This window comes from Vicinamibacterales bacterium (assembly GCA_035699745.1).
Classification (GTDB): domain Bacteria; phylum Acidobacteriota; class Vicinamibacteria; order Vicinamibacterales; family 2-12-FULL-66-21; genus JAICSD01.
In genome coordinates this window covers 74,076-95,571 of record DASSPH010000061.1, presented here as the reverse complement: position 1 = coordinate 95,571, position 21,496 = coordinate 74,076, and the positions used below count along the sequence as shown (strand labels likewise).

The 21,496-nt window shown below is 68.4% G+C and carries 18 protein-coding genes; 14 read left to right on the top strand and 4 right to left on the bottom strand.

Annotation, left to right across the window (positions count from 1 at the left end):
- Nucleotides 1–85 precede the first annotated feature (85 nt).
- Nucleotides 86–2,470: a sulfatase-like hydrolase/transferase gene (locus tag VFK57_13650; GenBank protein HET7696752.1), complete on the bottom strand. Its 2,385-nt coding sequence runs from the start codon at nucleotides 2,468–2,470 to the stop codon at nucleotides 86–88.
- Between the two features lie 20 nt (nucleotides 2,471–2,490).
- Between VFK57_13650 and glgA the strand changes: the two genes are divergently transcribed.
- From glgA to trxB, 3 genes are read left to right on the top strand one after another with little or no spacing between them, the layout of a single operon-like run.
- Nucleotides 2,491–4,227, top strand: a complete 1,737-nt coding sequence (gene glgA, locus VFK57_13645; protein HET7696751.1) for a glycogen synthase GlgA — start codon at nucleotides 2,491–2,493, stop codon at nucleotides 4,225–4,227.
- A gap of 4 nt (nucleotides 4,228–4,231) precedes the next feature.
- The gene (gene trxA / locus VFK57_13640; GenBank protein HET7696750.1) at nucleotides 4,232–4,561 is read left to right on the top strand and encodes a thioredoxin; all 330 of its coding nucleotides are present in this window, start codon (nucleotides 4,232–4,234) and stop codon (nucleotides 4,559–4,561) included.
- A complete protein-coding gene (trxB, locus tag VFK57_13635) occupies nucleotides 4,561–5,538 on the top strand; it encodes a thioredoxin-disulfide reductase (protein HET7696749.1) in 978 nt (325 codons plus the stop codon). Before trxA ends, trxB begins: the two co-directional genes overlap by 1 nt.
- 26 nt (nucleotides 5,539–5,564) lie before the next feature.
- Here the strand turns inward: trxB and mnmA are convergent, their stop codons facing one another.
- Both mnmA and VFK57_13625 read right to left on the bottom strand, forming a co-directional pair.
- Complete coding sequence (mnmA, locus tag VFK57_13630) at nucleotides 5,565–6,623, bottom strand: tRNA 2-thiouridine(34) synthase MnmA (GenBank protein HET7696748.1); 1,059 nt, start codon at nucleotides 6,621–6,623, stop codon at nucleotides 5,565–5,567.
- 10 nt (nucleotides 6,624–6,633) lie between these two features.
- Complete coding sequence (locus tag VFK57_13625; protein HET7696747.1) at nucleotides 6,634–7,794, bottom strand: cysteine desulfurase family protein; 1,161 nt, start codon at nucleotides 7,792–7,794, stop codon at nucleotides 6,634–6,636.
- A 374-nt stretch (nucleotides 7,795–8,168) separates the two neighbouring features.
- Between VFK57_13625 and VFK57_13620 the strand changes: the two genes are divergently transcribed.
- The 3 genes from VFK57_13620 to VFK57_13610 all read left to right on the top strand — a co-directional run bounded on the left by VFK57_13620 (nucleotide 8,169) and on the right by VFK57_13610 (nucleotide 10,126).
- A complete protein-coding gene (locus VFK57_13620) occupies nucleotides 8,169–8,570 on the top strand; it encodes a polymer-forming cytoskeletal protein (GenBank protein ID HET7696746.1) in 402 nt (133 codons plus the stop codon).
- A gap of 91 nt (nucleotides 8,571–8,661) precedes the next feature.
- Nucleotides 8,662–9,333, top strand: coding sequence for a class I SAM-dependent methyltransferase (locus VFK57_13615; protein ID HET7696745.1), 672 nt, complete (start codon nucleotides 8,662–8,664; stop codon nucleotides 9,331–9,333).
- Nucleotide 9,334: 1 nt separating this feature from the next.
- Entirely contained in the window at nucleotides 9,335–10,126 is a 792-nt protein-coding gene (locus VFK57_13610; GenBank protein ID HET7696744.1) for an SAM-dependent chlorinase/fluorinase, read from the top strand.
- A 78-nt stretch (nucleotides 10,127–10,204) separates the two neighbouring features.
- Here VFK57_13610 and VFK57_13605 read toward each other — a convergent pair whose 3' ends face one another.
- A complete protein-coding gene (locus VFK57_13605; GenBank protein ID HET7696743.1) occupies nucleotides 10,205–10,717 on the bottom strand; it encodes a four helix bundle protein in 513 nt (170 codons plus the stop codon).
- A 311-nt stretch (nucleotides 10,718–11,028) separates the two neighbouring features.
- On the opposite strand from VFK57_13605, the gene VFK57_13600 reads away from it, so the two are divergent.
- The 8 genes from VFK57_13600 to VFK57_13565 all read left to right on the top strand — a co-directional run bounded on the left by VFK57_13600 (nucleotide 11,029) and on the right by VFK57_13565 (nucleotide 21,456).
- Nucleotides 11,029–12,234 (top strand): acyl-CoA dehydrogenase family protein, encoded by a 1,206-nt coding sequence (locus tag VFK57_13600; protein ID HET7696742.1) that lies wholly within the window; start codon nucleotides 11,029–11,031, stop codon nucleotides 12,232–12,234.
- Nucleotides 12,231–13,220, top strand: a complete 990-nt coding sequence (gene glpX / locus VFK57_13595) for a class II fructose-bisphosphatase (protein HET7696741.1) — start codon at nucleotides 12,231–12,233, stop codon at nucleotides 13,218–13,220. The genes VFK57_13600 and glpX overlap by 4 nt, the downstream gene beginning before the upstream one ends.
- A 217-nt stretch (nucleotides 13,221–13,437) precedes the next feature.
- The gene (locus VFK57_13590) at nucleotides 13,438–14,679 is read left to right on the top strand and encodes an MFS transporter (GenBank protein ID HET7696740.1); all 1,242 of its coding nucleotides are present in this window, start codon (nucleotides 13,438–13,440) and stop codon (nucleotides 14,677–14,679) included.
- Nucleotides 14,679–15,329 (top strand): L-threonylcarbamoyladenylate synthase, encoded by a 651-nt coding sequence (locus VFK57_13585; GenBank protein ID HET7696739.1) that lies wholly within the window; start codon nucleotides 14,679–14,681, stop codon nucleotides 15,327–15,329. Before VFK57_13590 ends, VFK57_13585 begins: the two co-directional genes overlap by 1 nt.
- 72 nt (nucleotides 15,330–15,401) lie before the next feature.
- On the top strand, nucleotides 15,402–16,691 hold the full coding sequence (gene hflX / locus VFK57_13580) for a GTPase HflX (protein HET7696738.1): 1,290 nt from the start codon (nucleotides 15,402–15,404) through the stop codon (nucleotides 16,689–16,691).
- Nucleotides 16,692–16,697: 6 nt separating this feature from the next.
- Nucleotides 16,698–18,047, top strand: a complete 1,350-nt coding sequence (locus VFK57_13575) for a tetratricopeptide repeat protein (protein ID HET7696737.1) — start codon at nucleotides 16,698–16,700, stop codon at nucleotides 18,045–18,047.
- A 25-nt stretch (nucleotides 18,048–18,072) separates the two neighbouring features.
- Entirely contained in the window at nucleotides 18,073–18,633 is a 561-nt protein-coding gene (locus VFK57_13570; protein HET7696736.1) for a CDP-alcohol phosphatidyltransferase family protein, read from the top strand.
- A 129-nt stretch (nucleotides 18,634–18,762) separates the two neighbouring features.
- A complete protein-coding gene (locus VFK57_13565; protein HET7696735.1) occupies nucleotides 18,763–21,456 on the top strand; it encodes a hypothetical protein in 2,694 nt (897 codons plus the stop codon).
- The last annotated feature ends 40 nt before the right edge of the window (nucleotides 21,457–21,496 follow it).

Below are 21,496 nucleotides of genomic sequence, written 5' to 3'. Positions count from 1 at the left end.
GGATTCAGGATTCCGATTCAGGATTCCGATTCAGGATTAAGGATCCGCGATTCGGGATTCGTGATTCAGGATCAGCGATCAGGGATTAGCGATTCGGCCGCTGTTCGAGCGCGCGGCCGCGTGCGGCTTCGCGCGCGCTTTCGGCCGGGCGTCCTTGCCGGCTGTAGATGTCGGCGAGGACGTAGTGCGCGAGCGGGGCGATTTCCGGTGAGGGGTGCAGCCCGGCTCCTTTGCGCGCCAGCTGGATCGCTTCGTCGAAGTTGCGGCCGGCGTCGAGGTAGGCTTTGGCCAGGAAGATGTGTCCTTCCGCGAACTGCGGGTTGCTGACGATCGACTGCTTCAGCGCGGCGATCTGCCCCTCACGATCGCCGACCTTCTCGTAGAGGCGGGACATGTTGAACGCCGCCTTGTAGGCTTCGGGATGCGCCTTCAGCTCCTCGAGGTACTCGCGTTCCGCGGTGCGCAGGTCGCCGCGCTGCTCGGCGATCAGCGCGAGATTGAAGTGGCCGAGCCGGACGTTGGGCTTGGTGGCGATCGCTTCGCGGATCAGCCGCTCGGCGCCGGCGGCGTCGCCGCGCTGCAGCGCCATCACGCCGAGGGCGTTCTTCGCCGCGGCGACCTGCGGATCCAGCTCCAGCGCCTTGCGGAACAGTCCCTCGGCCTTCGCCGTGTCGCCGCGGTCCATCCAGATTTCTCCCATCTGGTAATGGACGAACGCGTCGTTGGGATCGAGCGTCAGGTAGTGCTCGAATCCCGCCAGCGCCGCGGCATCGTCGCCCATGCGACGGTAGGCCTGCGCCAGGTTGTGAACGGCGAGGTCGTAATCCGGCTTGAGCGCCAGCGTCTTCTTGAAATACTGCACCGCCTTCTCCGGCTGGCCGTGGGTCATGTGCTGGGTGCCGAGCATGAACCAGGCGTCGATCACCTCCGGATCCGTGCGCAGGATGTCTTCGAGCAGCGCGACCACTTCGGGGAACTGCGACTGTCCCTCTTCGTCGGGCTCTTTCGTCATCTCGGTGGCGCGGCCGAGCTTGTTGAACACGCCGATCTTGTCTTTCGGATCGGCGCGGTTGGTGCGCGAATCGGACGCCGTCGCGACGAACGAGCCGACGTAGCCGAGCGCGGCGAGCCGCTGCCGCGCCTCGGGGTCGACGTCCGCCGCCGGCAGGGCCGCCTCGGTTCTGGCGAACTTCGCCTCCATGGCGCGCAGCTGCGTGATCATCGTGTCGCCGAGCTGCCGCCGCGCCTCGAACAGGTTGGCTGCTTCCTGCGGATCGCGCTCGAGGTCGTACAGCTCCGGCCGCGGCGCGTCGATCACCTTGTAGCGCCCGGACCGCAGCGCGCGCAGATCGCTCCAGCCGTAATGGTGGAGCGGATACAGCGCCTCCGAGTAGGCGTCCAGCCCCAGTTCGCGCCGGCTGCCGGCGAGCAGCGGGGCCAGCGAGACGCCTGAGATGCCCGCCGGCGCGGCGACGCCGAGCAGGTCGAGCGCGGTCGGCATCACGTCCACCGAGCGGACCGGATCGGCGACGCGGCGCCCGTGCATCGTGCTGAACGGCGCGCGGACGACGAACGGCACGTTGACGACGCTGTTGTAGATGAAGAAGCCGTGGGCCGCTTCGCCGTGATCGCCGAGGCTCTCGCCGTGATCGCCCATCACCAGGATCACGGTGCGGTCGTAGACGCCGAGCGCCTCGAGCTTCGCCAGGACGCGCGCGACCTGTGAATCGGCGAACGCGATCTCGCCGTTGTACGGATGCCCCTTGTAGCGGGTCGCGAAGGGCTCGGGCGGACGGTAGGGGGAGTGCGCGTCGTAGAGGTGCAGCCAGGCGAAGAACGGCTGCTGCGCGTTGGCGTCCAGCCAGGGCAGCGCCTGATCGACCACCTCGTTCGCGGTGCGCTGGATCGCGCCGAGCGACACGCCGCGCGACTCGCTGAGATCGAACTTGTCGTAATAGGTGTCGAAGCCCTGGCCGATGCCCCATTTCGAATCGAGCACGTACGCGCCGACGAACCCGGCAGTGCGGTAGCCCCGCCCTTTCAGCACCTCGGCCAGCGTGACCTGCTCGTTGCCGAGGAAGAAGCCGCCGTTGTCGCGCACGCCGTGCTCCGGCGGAAACTTGCCGGTGAACAGGCTCGAGTGAACCGGGAGCGTCAGCGGCGCGACGGAGACCGCGTGCTCGAACAGCACCCCCTCCCGCGCCAGCCGATCGAACGCCGGGGTCTCGACGCCGGTGTTGCCGTACGCCCCCATGCGATCGGCGCGCGTCGTGTCGAGGGTGATGACGACGAGGTTGAGCGGCCCGCCTCGCGCCGTGCCGGGCAGCGTGCCCAGATCCACGCCCGAGCTCGTGCGGACGGATCGCGGCAGGAGCCGCCACGCCGCGAACGCGGCTGCGGCCGCGAGCAGCACGACGGCCGCCGCCATCGCGATCCGCCGGGATTTGTTCATGACGTTCAATCGTCTCATGGCATCATAAAGGGATCGAAATGGCCAAGAAGCCCAGGGATACAAAGAAGCCGCAGGACATCAAGGAGCCGAAGGCCGCCGCCGAGCCGAAGGTCGTCAAGGAACCGAAAGCCGCAAAGGAACCGAAAGCCGCAAAGGAACCGAAAGCCGCAAAGGAACCGAAAGCCGCAAAGGAACCCAAAGCCGCCAAGCAGCCGACGGCCGCGAAGCCCGCCGGCGCCGCGCCGAAGCGTCCGGCCGCCCGGACCCGCGCAGCGACCGCCGCGGCGAGCGCCAACGCGAGCCCTGCCGAGCGCGCGGACGATGCGCTGGACATTCTGATGATCACGTCGGAGGCGCGCCCGTTCGCCAAGACGGGCGGGCTGGCGGACGTCGCCGGGGCGCTGCCGCAGGCGCTGGCCCGGCTCGGGCACCGCGTGACCATCGCGGTGCCGAGGTACCGCGGCACCGAGACCGACGGATCGGCCGGGGAAGCGGCGCACGTGCCGTTCGGGATGCACGAATACCCCGTGCGCTTCATCGAGCAGCCGGTCTCGGACGGCGTCACCGCGGTGCTGATCGACGCGCCGGCGCTCTACGACCGCGACGGCCTCTACGGGGATCGCAGCGGCGAATACGGCGACAACGCGTTCCGCTTCGCCGTGCTGTCGCGCGGCGCGCTCGAGTACGCCCGGCTGCGCAGCCGCCGCTACTCGGCGATTCACGCGCACGACTGGCAGGGGGCGCTGGCTCCCGTCTACGCCCGCACGGTGCTGCGCGACGATCCGTTCGTCGGCGGCGTGCGAACCGTGCTCACGATCCACAACCTCGCGTTCCAGGGGGCGTTCGATCCGAAGGAGCTGACCTGGATCGGCCTCGGCGCCGATCTCTACACGCCCGGCGTGCTCGAGTTCTACGGCCGCGCCAGCGCGCTCAAGGGGGGCGTGGTGTTCAGCGACGTGATCACCACGGTCAGCCCCACCTACGCCCGCGAGATCCTCACCCCCGACTACGGGTTCGGCTTCGACGGCATCCTGCGCACGCGGGCCGCCGACCTGGTCGGCATTCTCAACGGCATCGATACGGCGGCATGGAATCCGGCGACCGACCGTTTCCTGCCGGTGCACTTCGACGCCGCCACGCTGGACCGCAAGCCGGAGATCAAGCGTCTCCTCCTGGAGCGCGCCGGCCTGACGGCGGACGCCGGCGCCATGCGCCGCCCGCTCATCGGGATCGTCACGCGGCTGACCCACCAGAAGGGGTGCGACCTGTTCGCCGCGGCTGCCGATCGGCTGATGGCGCTGGATGCGAGCTGGGTGATGCTGGGCAGCGGCGACGGCTGGTGCGAGGACCTGTGGCGGCAGCTGGCGGCGCGGTTTCCGCAGCGGGTTGCCGCGAAAATCGGCTTCGACGAGGAACTGGCGCACCTGATCGAGGCAGGCTCCGACCTGTTCCTGATGCCGTCGTGGTATGAACCCTGCGGCCTCAACCAGATGTACAGCCTGCGCTACGGCACCCTGCCGATCGTCCGCGGGACGGGCGGTCTGGAGGACACGGTGGTGGACGCCGATCAGCCGGCGGGCGACGCCAACGGGTTCAAGTTCTTGCACTATACGGGGGAGGCGCTGATCGCCGCCGTCGAGCGGGCCCTGGAAGTGTATCGAAACGAGCCGTCGCGCTGGCGGACTCTGCAGCAGAACGGGATGCGGCGCGATTTCTCCTGGGACGTTTCGGCTCGCGAATATGTCAAAGTGTATAGAGCGCAAAAGAGGACCTGACCCGATGGCATCCGACAAGGTACACACGATCACGGACGGCAATTTCGACGAGACGATCAACGGCGGCAAGCCCGTGCTGGTGGATTTCTGGGCGGAATGGTGCGGCCCCTGCCGGCGTCTGGCGCCGACCGTGGAGGAGCTGGCCGGCGATTACGACGGCAAGGTCCTGGTCGGCAAGCTGAACGTCGACGAAAACCCCAACACCGCCTTCAAGTTCAGCATCCGGGGCATTCCGACGCTGCTGCTCTTCAAGGGCGGCCAGGTCGTCGAGCAGGTCGTCGGGCTCGCCGACAAGGACTCGCTCAAGAAGGTCATCGACAAGCACGTCGCGTGATGGCCGTGGCGGGAGCGGTTCGCAACGTCATCGTGATCGGGTCGGGGCCGGCCGGCCTCACCGCGGCGCTCTATACCGCGCGCGCCAATCTCAAGCCGCTGGTGATCGAGGGGCTCGAAGCCGGCGGTCAGTTGATGCTCACGACCCTGGTCGAGAACTGGCCGGGGCATCGCGACGGCATCATGGGCCCCGACCTGATGGCCGACATGCGCGCCCAGTCGGAGCGCTTCGGCGCCGAAATCATCCGCGGCCACGTCACGTCGGTCGACGTGCTGTCCAGCCCGTTCGTGGTCAAGACGTCGGAGGCCGAATACCGCACCCGCGCTCTGATCATCGCGACCGGGGCGTCGGCGCGACTGCTGGGCCTCGCGTCCGAGCGCACGCTGATCGGCCACGGCGTGTCCACCTGCGCGACCTGCGACGGCTATTTCTTCCGCGGCAAGCCCATCGCCGTGGTCGGCGGCGGCGATTCGGCGATGGAGGAAGCGATTTTTCTCACCCGCTTCGCCTCCCACGTGACCGTCGTCCACCGCCGCGACACGCTGCGCGCGTCCAAGATCATGCAGGACAAGGCGTTCGCGAACCCGAAGATCTCGTTCGAATGGAACAGCGAAGTCGACGAGATCAAGGACACCGGCAAGGGGGCAGTGACCGCCATCGCCCTGCGCAGCAACGTCACCGGCGAGCAGAAGGAGATCCCGGTGGAGGGGGTGTTCGTCGCCATCGGCCACACCCCCAACACGGCGCTCTTCCGCGGGCAGGTCGAGACCGACGCCAACGGTTACATCGTCACGCACTCCGGCTCGCGCACCAGCGTGCCCGGTGTGTTCGCGTGCGGCGACGTGCAGGATCACGTCTACCGGCAGGCGATCACGGCGGCCGGTTCGGGATGCATGGCGGCGATCGACGCTGAGAAGTACCTGGAAGGGCTGCCCCAGCACCTCGGCGAAGGGCAGCATCTGACTGTCAGTGGCTAGCTGTCAGGCGTCAATTCCCAAAGCCGTCAATCGATCCATCCGCCTCCGAGAAGAACGTCGGCTTCGTAAAAAACGACCGCCTGCCCGGGCGTGATGGCGCTCTGCGGCTCGTCGAACACCACTGATACCCGATCGCGGTCGAGCGGCGTGATCGTCGCGGCGGCCTCGCGGTGGCGGTAGCGGATCCGGGCATGCGCGCGAACCGGTGACGTCGGCGTCTCGCCGCTGATCCAGTTGACGCGCGACGCGGTCAGCGACGTTCGCTCGAGATCCTCGCGCGGTCCGACCGTCACCGCGGCCGTCCCGGCGTCGATGTTGACGACGTACAGGGGGATGCCGGTGGCGAGGCCGAGACCCTTGCGCTGGCCGATGGTGAAGCGGTGTACGCCGTCATGGCGGCCGAGCACCTGCCCCTCGCGATCCCGGATGACGCCGGCCGGTATCTCGGTGCGCCTGCCGACGAAGCCGGCGTGCTCGCCGGCGGCCACGAAGCAGATCTCCTGGCTGTCCTTCTTCTCCGCGACGCGCAGATGGAGCCGGCGCGCCTCCTCGCGGACCGCCGCCTTGTCGAGCGCGCCGACGGGAAAGCGCGCGCGGGCGAGCTGCGCCTGGGTCAGCGTGAACAGGAAGTACGACTGATCCTTCTGCGCGTCGACGCCGCGCGCGAGGCGGTAGCGGCGGGTCGCCTCGTCGAACTCCACCTGCGCGTAGTGCCCGGTGGCCACCGCCTGCGCGTCGAAACTCTCGGCGCGGTCCACCAGCGACGCGAACTTCAGGTCGCCGTTGCAGTGCACGCACGGGATCGGGGTGCGTCCGGCCGCGTACTCGCGGACGAAGTCCGACACCACGTGCTCCTCGAACTTGCGCTCGAAGTTGACGATGTAGTGGGGAATGCCGATCGCGGCGGCGACCCGCCGCGCGTCGTACAGATCGTCGAGCGTACAGCAGCTGCCGAAGCGGATCTCCCCCTGGCTGTGATCGTAGAGCTGCATCGACAGCCCGATCACGTCATGCCCGTCGCGGGCCAGCAGGGCTGCTGCCACCGACGAGTCGACGCCGCCGCTCATCGCTACGACTACACGCATATCAACCGCGCTACCTGCGTACCAACGTCCGAAGTTTCGCGACCACTGCCGGCAGCTTCTCGAGCAGCGCGTCGACCTGCTGCTCCGTGTTGCCGGCGCCGAGGCTGAAGCGGATCGAGTTCTGCGTGCGCGGCGAGCCGAACCCCATCGCGCGCAGCACGTGCGAGGGCTCGAGCGTCCCCGAGGAACAGGCCGATCCGGTCGATACCGCGAAGCCCTCGAGATCGAGCGCGATCAGGAGCGACTCGGCCTCGACGCCGTCGAAACTGATGTTCGTCGTGTTCGGAACGCGATGCTCGGTCGAGCCGTTCACCTGCGTCCCGCTCACGGCGGCGAGAATGCCGCGCTCGAGCCGGTCCCTGAGCGCCCCGATCCGCGCCGCCTCGCCGGCGAGCTTCTGCTGGCCGAGCCGCGCCGCGATCCCCAGGCCCGCGATGCCCGGCACGTTCTCGGTGCCGCCGCGGCGGTTCCGCTCGTGCTTGCCGCCGGTCATCGTCGACACGAGGCGCACGCCGCGTCGCACCCACAGCGCGCCGGCTCCCTTGGGGCCGTTGAACTTGTGCGCCGACAGGGCCAGCGTGTCGACGCCCAGGGCGCGGACGTCGACGGGAATCTTGGCGATCGACTGCACCGCATCGGTGTGGAACAGCGCGCCGTGCTCGTGCGCGATGGCGGCGAGATCCGCGATCGGCTGGATCGTGCCGATTTCGTTGTTCGCGTGCATCACCGACACGATCGCCGTCGACGGCGTGATGGCCGCGGCCAGTGACGCGGGGGAGACGATCCCGGATGCGTCGACGGGCAGCAGCGTCGCGGTCCAGCCGCGCCTGGCCAGCGCCTTCACCGTATTGAGGACCGCCTCGTGCTCGATTGCCGCGGTGATGATGTGGCGGCGCGTCGCCGCCCCGGCCAGTTCGACGGCCTCGGCGGCGCCGCGGAGCGCCAGGTTGTCCGCCTCGGTCCCGCCGCTGGTGAACACCACCTCGGCGGGCTCGGCACCGATCAGATTCGCCACCGCCGACCGCGCCTCGTCCAGGACCGCCTTGGCGCGCTGTCCGTAGTGATGAATGCTCGACGGGTTGCCGATATCTTCAGACAGGGCGCGGACGACGGCCTCGATGACCGCCGGGTCCGGCGGGGTCGTGGCGTTGTGGTCGAAGTAACTGCGCATGGGGATTTGGAAATTTGGGAATGTGGGAATTTGGAAATGTTCAGATTTCCAAATTCCCCGATTTCCACATTTCCAAATTGTACCATTGGCCTGTAAGTCTCAGCAGTAAAAGGACTAGACAGGGTCCGAAGGCCATGCGTATACTGACCTGACCTGCTGCCTCAGCGAACCAAACCGAGACACCCTGCGAAAAACGGCCTCGGACAGGTGGAGAGTGTGCCATGTGGAAACGGGATGACGCGGTAAAGCCGACGCCGCCGGGCTCGGCCCCCGCGGGAAACGTCCAAACTCAAACGAACCAGAACATCAACACCGCGCCGGCTCCCGAGCCCGTGCGCAGCAGCGACTCGATTCGCGGAATGGAGAAGGGTCCCGTGAATATCGGTAAATCCGTCGTGATCAAGGGCGAGTTGACCGGGAGCGAGGACCTGACCATCGAAGGGCACGTCGAGGGGAAGATCGAGCTCCGGCAGAACGTGCTCACGATCGGGCCGAACGGCAAGATCAAGGCCCAGGTATTCGCGAAGTCGGTCGTGATTCTCGGCGAGGTGACGGGCAACGTCACGGCGAGCGAGAAGGTGGACCTCCGCGACAACGGCTCGGTCGACGGCGACATCGCCGCACCGCGCGTCGCGATTGCCGAAGGGGCGCACTTCCGCGGCAGCATCGACATGCAGCGGACGGGCGGCAAGGGGGAGAGCAAGCCGGCCGCCTCGGCCAGCCAGGCGTCGGCGCCGGCGTCGCAGCCGGCCACGGCTGCCGCAGGCTCACGCTAATCGGGCGATCTGCTGATCGGGTGATCCGGCGATCGGACGACCCGTCCGATTCCCAGATTCCCCGATCACCCGATCACCAGATCCACTGATCGTGTCAATCTCCGATCTCCTGAAGTTCGGCGGCAAGCGATCCGAGACGCCGCGGCTGGCGTCGCTGGGGGATGCTTCTGCGCCCAAGGGGCCGGAACAGACCATTCAGTCCAAGGCGCTGCCGAAGTTCATCAGCGCCCTGTCGAATCACCCGGGGCCGCTGCTGATCGATTTCGGTCCGGTCATCGGCACCAACGTCGCCTTTTTCGGGGAGCAGCTCGGCTGCAAGCTGTTCATCGAGGATCTCGCCGCCGAGATCGACAAGCACACGCGGGGCAAGACGCGCGACACGCTTCCCGACGCCCTGGCCAAGCGCTTCACGCAGGCCGACGACAGCGTCGACGGGGTGCTGTGCTGGGACATCTTCGACTTCCTCGAGCCGGCGGCGGCGAAGGCGCTGGCGCGCCAGATCGTCCGCGTGCTGCGGCCGGGCGGGGCGGTGATGGGCTTCTTCTGCAGCACCAGCAAGCCGATGGAGCGCGTGCCGTTCTCGAAGTACGAGATCGTCGCGGCGAACTCGTCGCTGCGCCAGCGGCATCATCCGGGCACCGGCGGACCGAAGTTCGTGATGCAGAACCGCGACATCCTGCGGATGTTCGAGGGGCTGGCGGTCGCGGAGTCGTTCCTGCTGAAGAGCAACACGCGCGAGATCCTGTTGAGGAAGCGAGCGTGATGTGCGCCCGGTCATTGCGCTGCTGACCGACTTCGGCACCGCCGATCATTACGCGGGGACGATGAAGGGGGTGATCCTCGGGATCTGCCCCGACACCACGCTGGTCGACATCACCCACGACATCCCGCCGCACGACGTCATGGCCGGCGCGCTCGAGCTCGCCGCCGCCTACAAGTACTTTCCGGCGGGCACCATCTTCGTCGCCGTCGTCGATCCGGGCGTCGGATCGGCGCGCCGCGGCGTTGCGGTCGACACCGGCGAGTACCGGTTCGTCGCGCCGGACAACGGCGTGCTGACGCAGGTGCTGCGGGAAGCGCCGGCGAAGAAGATCGTCGAGCTGACCGAGCGCCGCTACGCCCGGCCGACGGTGAGCCGCACCTTCGAAGGGCGCGATCGCTTCGCGCCGGCGGCGGCGTGGATCGCCAAGGGGACGCAGTTCGCCGCGCTCGGCCGCGCCGTCGCCGACATCCAGAAACTGCCGATCCCGGTGGCCGAGACGAGCGCGGACACCGTCCGCGGCGTCGTCTTGCGCGTCGATCGCTTCGGCAACCTGGTCACCAACATCGATCGCAAGACGGTCGAGCGCCTCGGCCAGGGAGGCGCGATCACCATCGACGCCGGCGGTCAGCGCGTGTCGCGCCTGGTCGCGACCTACGCCGAGCTGCCGGCGGACGGCGTGGGGGCCCTGTTCGGCAGCACGGATCACCTCGAGCTGGCGGCGCCGTCGGCCAGCGCAGCGGAGCGGCTCCAGCTTGGCCGCGGCGCGGAGGTCACGGTGGGGCGGCAGGGGTAGCGGGGGCTGTTCCGGGTTCTACGGGTTCTACGGGTTCTACGGGTTCGGGTTCTACGGGTTCTACGGGTTCTTCGGGTTCTACGGGTTCGGGTTCTGCGGGTTCTGGGTTCTGCGGGTTCTACCGGTTCGCCACGGCCGGGACTCCGGGTTTTTCGGCGGGCGCCTCAGGCCCGCCTTGATCTCCGCCTCGATTCGCGTCCGATGCCCTTCATAGAATCGCGCCGCCTCCGGGGATTCCAGGTAACGCCACCAGCCGCGAATCGCGCCTTGCGTTCGCTTCAGCAGTGACCGGGCCCGGTTGTAGTCGGACTCCGACCAGTAATGCGAGTCGAGTCCGTCAAGCAGCGCATCGGCTGTTTCGTCGAGCGATGACTTGGCATAAGCCAGGAAGCGCAGAATCTCCGAGGGAATGAAGCGCGAGAAGCCTTCGGCGATGTTCCGCGTCCCGCCGCGCGCCGCGTCGCGAATCTGCGCGACGAACTTGTAGTCGCTGCACACCGGCGCCGTGCCGGTCAGCCGCACCACTTCGCGCCGCACCATCCGCGCGAGCTTCCAGCAATCGAGATCCTGAAACCGCCGCACTCCAGCCATGCACCACGACGGTGCATAGGAAGTGCCGGCCGCTTTTCCTAAGAAACTCGAACGGGCCCCGCGAAGGTACGCAGATCGTTCATCACGCTCCCGTGCTCGATGACGGCAAAACTTCAGCGCACAACCGAGCACAACCGCGAACCCGGAGAACCCCGAACCCGTAGAACCCGAACCCGAAGAACCCGGAGAACCCGTAGAACCCGTAGAACCCGTAGAACCCGTAGAACCCGTAAAACCGTAAGCAGTGTTGCTTCTAACCCCCACACCCCCCGAAGTACAATGAGCTGTTTGCTGATGCCACGAGGAGCTTCATGCTCGATTTCGATCTGACAGAGGAACAGCGGCTGCTGGAGCAGTCGGTCCGGGAGTGGGGGGCGCGCGAGGTGCTCCCGAAGATTCATGACCTCGATCGGGAGCACCGTTTCGATCGCGGCATCCTGCCGCAGATGGCCGATCTGGGGCTGCTGGGCGCGTCGGTGCCGGTGGACTACGGCGGCGCCGGGATGGACTACGTCAGCCTCGGCATCATCAGCGAGGAGCTCGAATACGTCGACACGTCGTTGCGCGTGATCATGTCGGTGCATGCTGGGTTGAACTGCCTGTCGCTGCTCACGTGGGGCACCGAGGACCAGAAGCAGCGCTACCTCGTGCCGCAGGCGCAGGGGCGCAAGATCGCGACCTATGGACTGACCGAGCCCGCCGCCGGCAGCGATGTCCGCGGCATGCAGACGACGGCGGTGAAGAAGGGGGATCGCTACTTCCTCACCGGCGAGAAGATGTGGATCTCGCTGGCCGACGTCGCCGACAACTTCCTCGTCTTCGGCTGGACCGATCTCGAGAAGAAGAAGCAGAAGGACCCCTCCGGCATCAGCGCCTTCATCGTCGAGCGCGCGTTCAAGGGCTTCTCCAGCGGCACGCTGAAAGAGAAGTGGGGGATCCTCGCCGGCAATACCGGCTACTTCAAGATGGACGACGTGGAGGTGCCCGAGGCGAACCTGGTCGGCAAGCCCGGCGAGGGCTTCAAGATCGCCATGTTCGCCCTCGACCAGGGGCGCTACACCGTGGCGGCCGGCGCCACCGGGCTGATCCGCGCCTGCCGCGACGCCAGCGTCAGATACGCGAAGCAGCGCAAGACCTTCGGCGTCGAGATCGGCCAGCACCAGCTGGTCAAGGAAATGATCGCGCAGATGGAGAGCGACTACCAGGCCGCCCGTCTGCTGTGGATGCGCGCCGGATTCCTCAAGAACAGGGGGCGCCGCAACACCCGCGAGACCGGGCTCGCCAAGTGGTTCGCGACGGTCGCCTCCGAGCGCGCCGCGGGTGATTGCGTGCAGGTGCACGGCGCCAACGGGTATTCCGACGAGTATCCCGCCGGCCGCTTCTACCGCAACTGCAAGGGGGCGGTGATCTACGAGGGCACGCGCGAAATCCACAAGATCATGCAGGCGGACTATCTGCTCGGGTACCGCGTCGACAAGCCGACCCGGTGCGAACTGCCGGCGCACACACAGGTATGAACTCCGATCTCTCGCTCGATTTCCTGCGCGTCGTCGAACAGGCGGCCATCGCCTGCGCGCATACGATGGGGCAGGGGGACGCGCACAAGTCCGACGCGGCCGCGGTCGAGGCGATGCGCGAAGCCCTCGACACCGTCATGATCGACGGCACCATCGTCATCGGCGAAGGGGAGCGCGACCAGGCGCCGATGCTCTACATCGGCGAGAAGGTCGGCCTCGGCGCGAAGGGGAAGCTGCCGTGGGGCATGCTGCCGACCGTCGACATCGCGGTCGATCCGCTCGAAGGGACCAACCTGTGCGCCACCGGCGCCGCCAACGCGATCGCGGTGCTCGCCGCCTCGAGCCGCGGCGGGCTGCTGCACGCGCCCGATCTCTACATGGAGAAGCTGGTCGTCGGTCCCAGCTCGAAGGACGCGGTCAGCCTCGACGCGACGCCGGCCGACAACCTCGCCGGCATCGCGCGGTCGCTCGGCCGCGATGTCGAGGACCTCGTCGTCGTCGTGCTCGATCGTCCGCGCCATGAGCAGCTGATCGCGCAGATCCGCGCCACCGGCGCGCGCATCCGGCTGATTGGCGACGGCGACCTGTCGGCGGGAATTGCCGCCGCCGTCGTCGGCACCGGCGTGCACGCGGTGATGGGGACCGGCGGCGCGCCGGAAGGGGTGCTCACCGCCGCCGCGATGCGCTGCCTGAACGGCGAGATCTACGCCCGCCTGGTCCTCAGAAAGCCGGAGGACGGGGAGCGCCTCCGCAAGATGGGCGTCCCGGATCCCAGGAAGATCTACACCTCGAAGGAGCTGGCGTCGGGCGACGGCATCATCTTCGCCGCCACCGGGGTGACGGACGGCTCGCTGATGCGCGGCGTGCGGTTTTTCGGCGACGGCACCCGCACCAGCTCGATCGTCATGCAGAGCGATCCGCCGCGCATCCGCTTCATCGACACGATTCATGTCGAGTCGCACAAGGATGTTCGCATCCGCTTCTGACTCACGCGCGGATGCGAAGTGGCGATGGCCGATTGCAGAGTGCCGATCGACAAGTGATGATTGGTGATTGGCGATCGACAGATTGCCGATTGACGGATTGCCGATCGACAGATTGGCGATTGGCGATTGGATCTGTCGATTCCGCAATCGTCAATCCGTCGATCCCCAATCTCCAATCGCCAATCGTCGATCTTCACTCTACACTCGCCAATCTGCAATGACCTACGCCCGCAACCTGTTTGCGGTGACCTCCGCCTCGTTCATCGGCTTCATGGGCTTCACGCTGGTGATGCCCTTCCTGCCGCTCTATTTCAATCAGCTCGGCGTGCACGACGTCGGCCGGGTCGCGATGTGGTCGGGGCTGAGCCTCGGCGTCACGCCGGCGCTCACCGCGATGCTGGCGCCGTTCTGGGGCCGGCTCGCCGACCGCTTCGGCCGCAAGATCATGGTCGAGCGGTCGCTCGCCAGCTTCGTCGTGGTCATGTCGGCGATGGCGTTCGTCACCCAGCCCTGGCATGTGTTCGCGCTGCGCGTGATCCAGGGATTCTTCGCCGGCTACGGCGCCCTGACTTTGACGATGGCGGCCGACTCGGCGCCGAAGGGACGGATGGCGCAGGCGATCGGCACGGTGCAGACCGCGCAGCGGCTCGGACCGGCGATGGGGCCGGTCTTCGGCGGGACCATCGCCGCGTTCGTCGGCCTGCAGCACGCGTTCTTCGTCGCCGCGGCGTTCTATTTCGTCGCGCTGGCGGTGGTGTTCGTCATGTACACCGATCCGCCCGGCTCGCGCGCCAGAGACGACGCCGGCGCGGCGGACGAGACGGCGCGTCCGGTGACGTTCCGCAGCGTGCTGGCGTTCGAGAACTTCGTGCTGATGGCGGTGGTCATCTTCGGCCTGCAGTTCGTCGATCGGAGCTTCGGGCCGGTGCTGCCGCTGCACGTCGGCGCGCTCGGCACGCCCGCGGCGCGAATCCCGTTCGTGTCGGGCGTCCTGTTTTCGATCGCGGCGGGCACCGGCGCGATCGGCCATCACTACTGCGCGCGGCTGCTGCGGCGCTACAGCGCCACGCAGGTGATTGCGGCGTCGTGCGGCGTCGCGGCGATTGGCGCGCTCCCGTATACGGTGGCCGGGGGCATCGGCTGGCTGTTCGCCGCGACTCCCGTCTTCGGCCTGGCGATCGGCGTGGCGACGACCGCCGCCTATACCGCCGCCGCGGCGGTGATCCCGGCAAACGTGCGCGGGACGGGTTTCGGCCTGCTGACGACGGCGTCGTTGATCGGCCTGGCGGTCAGTCCGGTGGTGTGCGGGTTTCTTGCCGGAACGTCAATCCGCGCCGTGTTCGGCCTCGACGTGATCGGACTTGCAGCACTGGCGGCCGCCGTGCATCGTCTGGGCGGCAACGGGGATCGGGCGCCGAAGGGGCCGGCGGCCGAGGAGCCGGTGCCGGAGAATCTGTGATGCCGCTGATCCTGCCGCTCGGCGACGGCCGCGACGCGGACGCGGCCATTCAGCGGGCCGCGGACCTGATCCGGCAGGGATTCGTGGTGGCGTATCCCACCGACACGCTGTATGGCCTCGCCGCGGATCCGCGAAATGCGTCTGCCGTACGGCGGCTGTTCCAGTTGAAAGGGAGGCCGGAGACCTCGGCGTTCACTTTGATCGCCGCCGACGTGGACCAGGCGCGCGACGCCGGGCAGATGAACGCCGCGGCGGAACGGCTGGCGGCGCGCTGGTGGCCCGGTCCGCTGACGATCGTGATTCCCGCGCGCGCGGTGCTGGCGCCGGAGACGCTCGCCGGCGGACGTACTGTCGGGATTCGCGTGCCGGACCATCCCGCCGCGGTGGCGCTCGCCCGTGCCGCCGGATTCTGCATCACGGCGACCAGCGCGAACCGCTCGGGTTCGCCGGCCGTCTCGGACGCCGATGCTGCCGCCGCGGCGCTGCCCGGGGTGGACGCCGTGCTCGACGCCGGCGCCGCTCCCGGCGGGCCGCCGTCCACCATCGTCGACGCATCGGCAGAGCCGCTGACGCTGGTCCGCGCCGGCGCGGTGCCGTGGGACCGCGTGCTAAGATCTCTGGGGTCGGACGGACGCGGAAGTACAGATTGAGCTGATGCAGCGGCAACAGGCGAGCGGAATCGAGCGGCCGTCGAAGCGGCCGCGTAATGGGACGAGCCGCACATGAAAGAGCGGGCCGCGCTCGTCGGTTTGTTCAAGGATTCCCCGCGACACTTCGATCCCGAACATGCGCTCGAGGAGCTGGCGGGCCTCGCCGAAGCGGCGAACGCCGAGGTCGTGCTGCGCGTCCAGCAGGAGCGCGCCAAACCGGATCCCGCCACCTTTCTCGGCAAAGGAAAGATCGAGATGCTGGCCGCGGCCGCGGCCGAGGCCCGCGTCGACGTCGTCATCTTCGACAACGAGCTGACGCCGGCGCAGCTGCGCAACGTCGAGGATGCGATCGATCGCCGCGTCATCGACCGCACCCAGTTGATCCTCGACATCTTTGCCCGCCGGGCGCGGACGCGCGAAGGCAAGCTGCAGGTGGAACTGGCCCAGCTCCGCTACCTGATGCCGCGCCTGGTCGGCTCGTCGGACGCGCTGTCCCGGCAGGGAGGCGGCATCGGCACGCTGGGCCCCGGCGAAACCAAGCTGGAGACCGACCGCCGGCGGATCCGCCACCGCGTCAGCGTCATCGCGAAGGAGATCGAAGCGGTGCGGCAGCGGCGCTCGCAGCTCCGCGAGCGCCGGCACAAGGCGGCGGTACCGACGGTAGCGCTCGTCGGCTACACGAACGCCGGCAAGACGACGCTGTTCAACTCGCTCACCGGCGACAACGCGGTGGCGTCGAACGCGCTGTTCGTCACGCTGGATCCGCTGGTCCGCCGCGTCAAGCTGCCGGATCGGCGCGAGCTGCTGGTGTCCGACACCGTCGGGTTCATCGATCGGCTGCCGCACTCGCTGGTGGCGGCGTTCCGGGCCACGCTCGAGGAGGTCGCCGAGGCGGATCTGCTGCTGCACGTGATCGATGCCGCCGCTCCCGATCGCGAGCGGCGCATGGCGGCGGTCAGCGCCGTGCTCGCAGAAGTGGGGGCGCAGCGCGTCCCCTGCATCGACGTCTTCAACAAGGCGGACCAGCTCGACGACGGGGAGAAGGCGAGGATTGCGGCGCTCTATCCGCGCGCGCTCTGCGTGTCGGCGCTCACCGGCGCCGGCCGCGACGAGGTGATCGCGGCGATGGAGACGAAGCTCGCGTTCGACACCACGACCGTGACGTTCGAATTCGATCCGCAGAATCCCGCCGATCGCGCGCACATCGGCGATCTGTACCGCTTCGGGCGCATTCTGCGGCATGTCGCGTCGGATACGAGCGTGGTCATCGAAGTCGAGCTGCCGCGACGGCTGCTGGCTCGCTTCCAGCGTGAGACGGCGCAGGCCGCGGCCGAGTTCGTACCGCGGCGGGCGCGAGCCTAGGGGCGTATGCGCAGGCGTGCCGCCGTTGCGCTCGTGCTCCTGTTCGCGCTGGCCGCGTGCGCGAAGAAGCCGGCAACGCTGCCCGCCCCCGGAGCGCCGCGGTTCGCCGACTTCATCTATCCTGCCGGACCGTCCACGCTGGGGTCGCCGGAGACGTGGGAGAGCCATCAGGCCGCGTGGGCGGCCTTGCAGGCGGGCGATCCCCGCACCGCAGACCGGAGCTTCAGCGCGCTGCTGAAACAGTCGCCCGGGTTCTATCCCGCGTCGGCGGGGCTTGGCTATGCGGCGCTGGCGCGAAAGGACACGCAATCGGCGCTCGCGCATTTCGACCGGGCGCTGCAGGCGAACCCGACCTACGTGCCGGCGCTCGCCGGGCGCGGCGAGGCGCTGCTCGCCGCCGGCCGCGCCGATGCGGCGCTGGAGGCGTTCGAGGCCGCGCTCGCCGCCGACCCGGCGCTCACGTCCCTGCGCAGCCGCGTCGACGTCCTCAAGTTCCGCAACGTCCAGCAGCACATCGAGAGCGCGCGCAAGGCCGCGGACGCCAACAAGACGGAGGACGCGCGGCGGGAATACCTGGCGGCGATTGCCGCGTCGCCGCAGAGCGCGTTCCTGTATCGCGAGCTCGCGGTGGTGGAGCGGAAGTCGGGAGACACGGCCTCCGCGCTGGTGCACGCCGAGCAGGCAGTGGCGCTCGATGCGGCGGACGTGCGGGCGCTGATGCTGATCGCCGAACTGCGCGAGGCCGCCGGCGACTGGGCCAGGGCGGCTGACGCGTATGCGGCCGTGAATGCCGTCGAACCCGGCGAGGCCGTCGGCGCGAAGATCGAGGCGATGCGCGAGAAGGCGGCGTTCGACGCGCTGCCGGCGGAATACCGCGGGATCGAAACGTCCGAGACCGTCACCCGCGCCCAGCTCGCCGCGCTGCTCGGCGTCCGGCTCGAGGAGCTGCTGCGCGGCACCCGCTCGGCCAACGTTGCCGTCATGACCGACGTCCGGGGCAGCTGGGCGGCGCCGTGGATCCTGGCGGTCGCCCGGGCCCGCGTCATGGAGCCGTTTTCCAACCACACGTTCCAGCCGTCGGCGATCGTCCGCCGCGGCGACCTGGCGCAGGCGGTCAGCCGCGTGCTGGCGCTGATCGCGCTCGAGAAGCCCCGGCTCGCCGCGCGCTGGCGCGATCCGCGGCCGAAGTTGGCGGACGTCTCACCCGGCCATCTGCAGTATCCGGCGGTGGCGCGCGCCGTTTCGTCAGGGGTGCTGAGCACGGCGGACGGGGAGGCATTTCACCTGTCGCGCCCCGTCACCGGCGCCGAGGCGGTGGAGGCCGTGACCCGGCTCGCCGCGCTCGCAAGACGATGAAGGAGGGCGACGCCCCTCGGAAACGATGGCCACTCTCGGACCGATCTTCACGCCCGCCAACCAGCTGACCCTCATGCGGATGCTGCTCATCCCGGCATTCGTGATCCTGCTCGTGTACGGCTACCGGGGCTGGGCGGTCGTGACCTTCCTCGCGGCCGGCGTGACCGACCTGTTCGACGGCTTGATCGCCCGGATGACCGGGGAGAAGACGGTGCTCGGCGCCTGGCTCGATCCGATGGCGGACAAGATGCTGCTGGTCACGATGTTCGTGATGCTGACGCTTCCGGACATCGGCGGGCCGAACCGGCTGCCCCTCTGGTTCACCGTCCTCGTGATCTCGCGGGACGTCGCCATCGTCGCTACCGTCGCGGTGGTCAACCTGGCGATCGGGCCGCGCACCTTCCGCCCCTCCATGTACGGCAAGGTTGCCACGGCGCTCTACATCGTGACCGGCGTGGCCGCGTTGTATTTCAACTACCTCGAGCAGCCTTCGCTGGTGGTCCAGGCGCTGATCTACGCGTCGCTGGCGATCACTTTCATCTCGGCCGGGCATTACGCCTTTCAGGTCTTTCGCATGGTGCACTGACGGCGCGGGGGGGCGTCGCGTCGGTCTCGCCGGGCGCTCTACAGCTTTACTCCTGAGGTTGCGATAAAAGCGTGAAGGGGCTATTCTTGGCCGCCCCCCCACACAATCCAGCGCAGGGAGAACTCCGTCATGCTTGACGCGTTTAAGAAGACTGGTGCGACCAGGCTGCAATCGGACGAGTTGCAGGCGCTCATCGCCCAGTCCCGGGAGGAGCGGGCGGCGCTCAGCACGATGCTCACGCAGATGCAGATGCAGAGCGCGAAGCTCGCATCGGCGGGCAAGTCGCTGCAGGAGGTCGACGAGAAGGCGGACAAGGCGCACGCGCGGCTCGACGAGGTGAGCGAGCGGCTGGAGCAGGCGGCCAGGCGGACCGGCGAGCTCGAGGCCATCGACGCCCGCATCCAGGCTCTGACGGACGCCGTCACCCGCGCGGAGGCGGAGACGGGGCGGCTGACCGCGCCGGACGGGAGGCTGGAGCGGCACAAGGAGACGCTCGAGGCGCTGGCCGGCCAGGCGGCGGAGACGCGCGCCAGCCTCGATGCGCTGAAGGAAGACCAGCAGAGACTCGATACCCTCCGCGGCGAGCTGCGTCAGGCGCAGCAGGAAATCAGATCCTCCAGCGAGCGGACCGAGCACCTGAAGGGGGACTACGACGAGCTGCGGACGCTCTCGTCGGACCTGTCGCAGGAATACGCCCGCATCCGCGAGACCTCGCGCCAGACGCACGAGGAGACCAACGCCACCGTGGAGCTGGCGCGCGAGATGGAGAAGCGCCTCAGCTCGCTGTCGCAGCTGCAAGAAATGAGCAAGTCGACGGAAGAGCGGATGGCCTCGCTGAACGCCCTCGCCGAGCACGTCGGCCAGAAGATCAAGGCGCTGGAGAATCAGAAGCACACCGTCGAGCGCGCCGTCGTCGAAGCCAACCGGCTGAACGAGATGGTCTGGGCGATGGAAGTCCAGATCAACAAGTTGAACGAGGGAGCCCGGCAGGCGGCGCGCACCGAGGACATGATCGAGCGGGTCGAGAAGCTCGCGCGGGACGTCGGTGCGCAGCTCGAAGGAGGCATGAAGGCGCGCGACGCCTTCGCCGCCGAGATCGAGACGCTCGAGAAGGAGCGCGGATCGCTCACCGACTTCGTGCGCAGCTACATGGAAAAGCTGTCGCTCGAGCGGCGGGCCTTCGACGCGTTCGACCAGCGCGTGAAGGCGCTGCAGGCCGCGGTCACCGTCGCGGAGAAGGGGATGGAGTCGCTGGGCGCGCGCGATCGGCTCGCCGCGTCGGTGGCGCAGCGCGTCGATCAGCTCGCCAGGCAGTTCGAGACGATCGACGCGAGCGCCGACGAGCTGCTGCGCAAGCAGGCGGCGCTCGACGGGCTGCACGCGTCGCTGTCGCAGGTCGACGCGCTGTCGGCCCGCACTGCGTCACAGTACGAGGCACTCGAGCAGAGCCGCGCGGATCTCGAGACGCTGCGGCAGGAACTGAAGGAGGTCCACGTCTCGCACGCCGCCGCCGCACAGCTGCGCGACCGGCTGGCCGCCGACCGCGCGTCGCTCGAGTCGTTCCTCGACCGCATCACCGCGTTCAGCGTCGGACTCCCGGATCTCGACGCCAGGATCGCCGCGGTCACCAGCAAGCTCACCGTGGTCGACGAAGGCACCCACAAGGCCGCGAACCTCGTCTCGATCGCGGAGGACCTGGAGCGGCAGATGGGCCGCATCGCCGCCCAGCAGCAGTTCGTGCAGCGCATCGAGGAGCGCCTCGACGGCCTGAGCGGCCTGAGCATGGAAGTGGACCGCAAGCTGGATGCGCAGATCGAGCGCGGCCACGAGCTGGAGTCGATGCGCAGCCAGATCGAGGGCGTCGCGATCGCGGTCATGGACGCCCGGCAGAAGCTCGACGCCGTCAACGCGCTTCAGACCAAGGTGGGTCCCCTCGGCGGCGAAATCGCCGCGCTCAAGAGCGAGATCGAAACCGTGTACGAGCGGTTCGTGGCGGCGCAGCAGGAAGAATCGAAAGTCGCCGAGCAGGAAAAGCGGCTCACCGCGATTCTCACCGCCAGCCGGAGCGCCGCGAGCGACGCCGCCGAGCGCCTCGCGCAGGTGCAGGGACTCGCCGACCAGCTCGCGCAGTCCTCGGCGGTGAAGAACGAACTGCTGCAGGAGCTGGCGCAGCTGCAGGGGCGTCAGCGCGACGTCGCCGGGCAGATGGAGGCGGCGGAGCAGCAGCTCGCCCGGGTCCAGGAGGCGTCGAAGGCGCTCGAGCAGCGGCGCTCGCAGCTCGCGGTCTCGGAGAAGCGCATTGCCGCGTTCGAGGCGCGGGCCGCGGAAGCCGCGCAGCTCACCGACGGCATCGACGCCAGGCTGGCGGAGATCGCCAGGCGCGAGGCGGTCGTCGAGGCGATTCGCCGGGAGGTCGCCGGCGTCCACGAAGTCAGCGCCCGCAGCAAGGCGGATCTCGAGTACGTCGAGGCGCGCCGCAACGACGTCGCGTCGCTTCGCGAGCGGGTCGATGAAGCGCTGGCCGCCGCCCGCGAGACCGAAGCCCGCCTCGCGCAGATCGAGGCGCAGCGCCGCATGGTGGAGGACGTCCAGCTCAAGACGAACACCATCACCAACATGCTCGAGGACGTCCGCATCAATCTCGAGGCGCTCGGCGAGCAGAAGGCCTTCGTCGACCACGTGATGGAGAACGTGACCCGCCTGAACGAGCGCGTCCAGGAAGCGCAGAGCACGCTCCGCTCGCTTCAGACCGAACGCGCGCTGGCGGAGCGGATCGAGGGCGGGATCAAGAAGCTGCGCAAGGGCGAGAAGAAGAGCGCCTGAGAGATTTGGAAATTTGGAAATGTGGGAATTTGGAAATGTT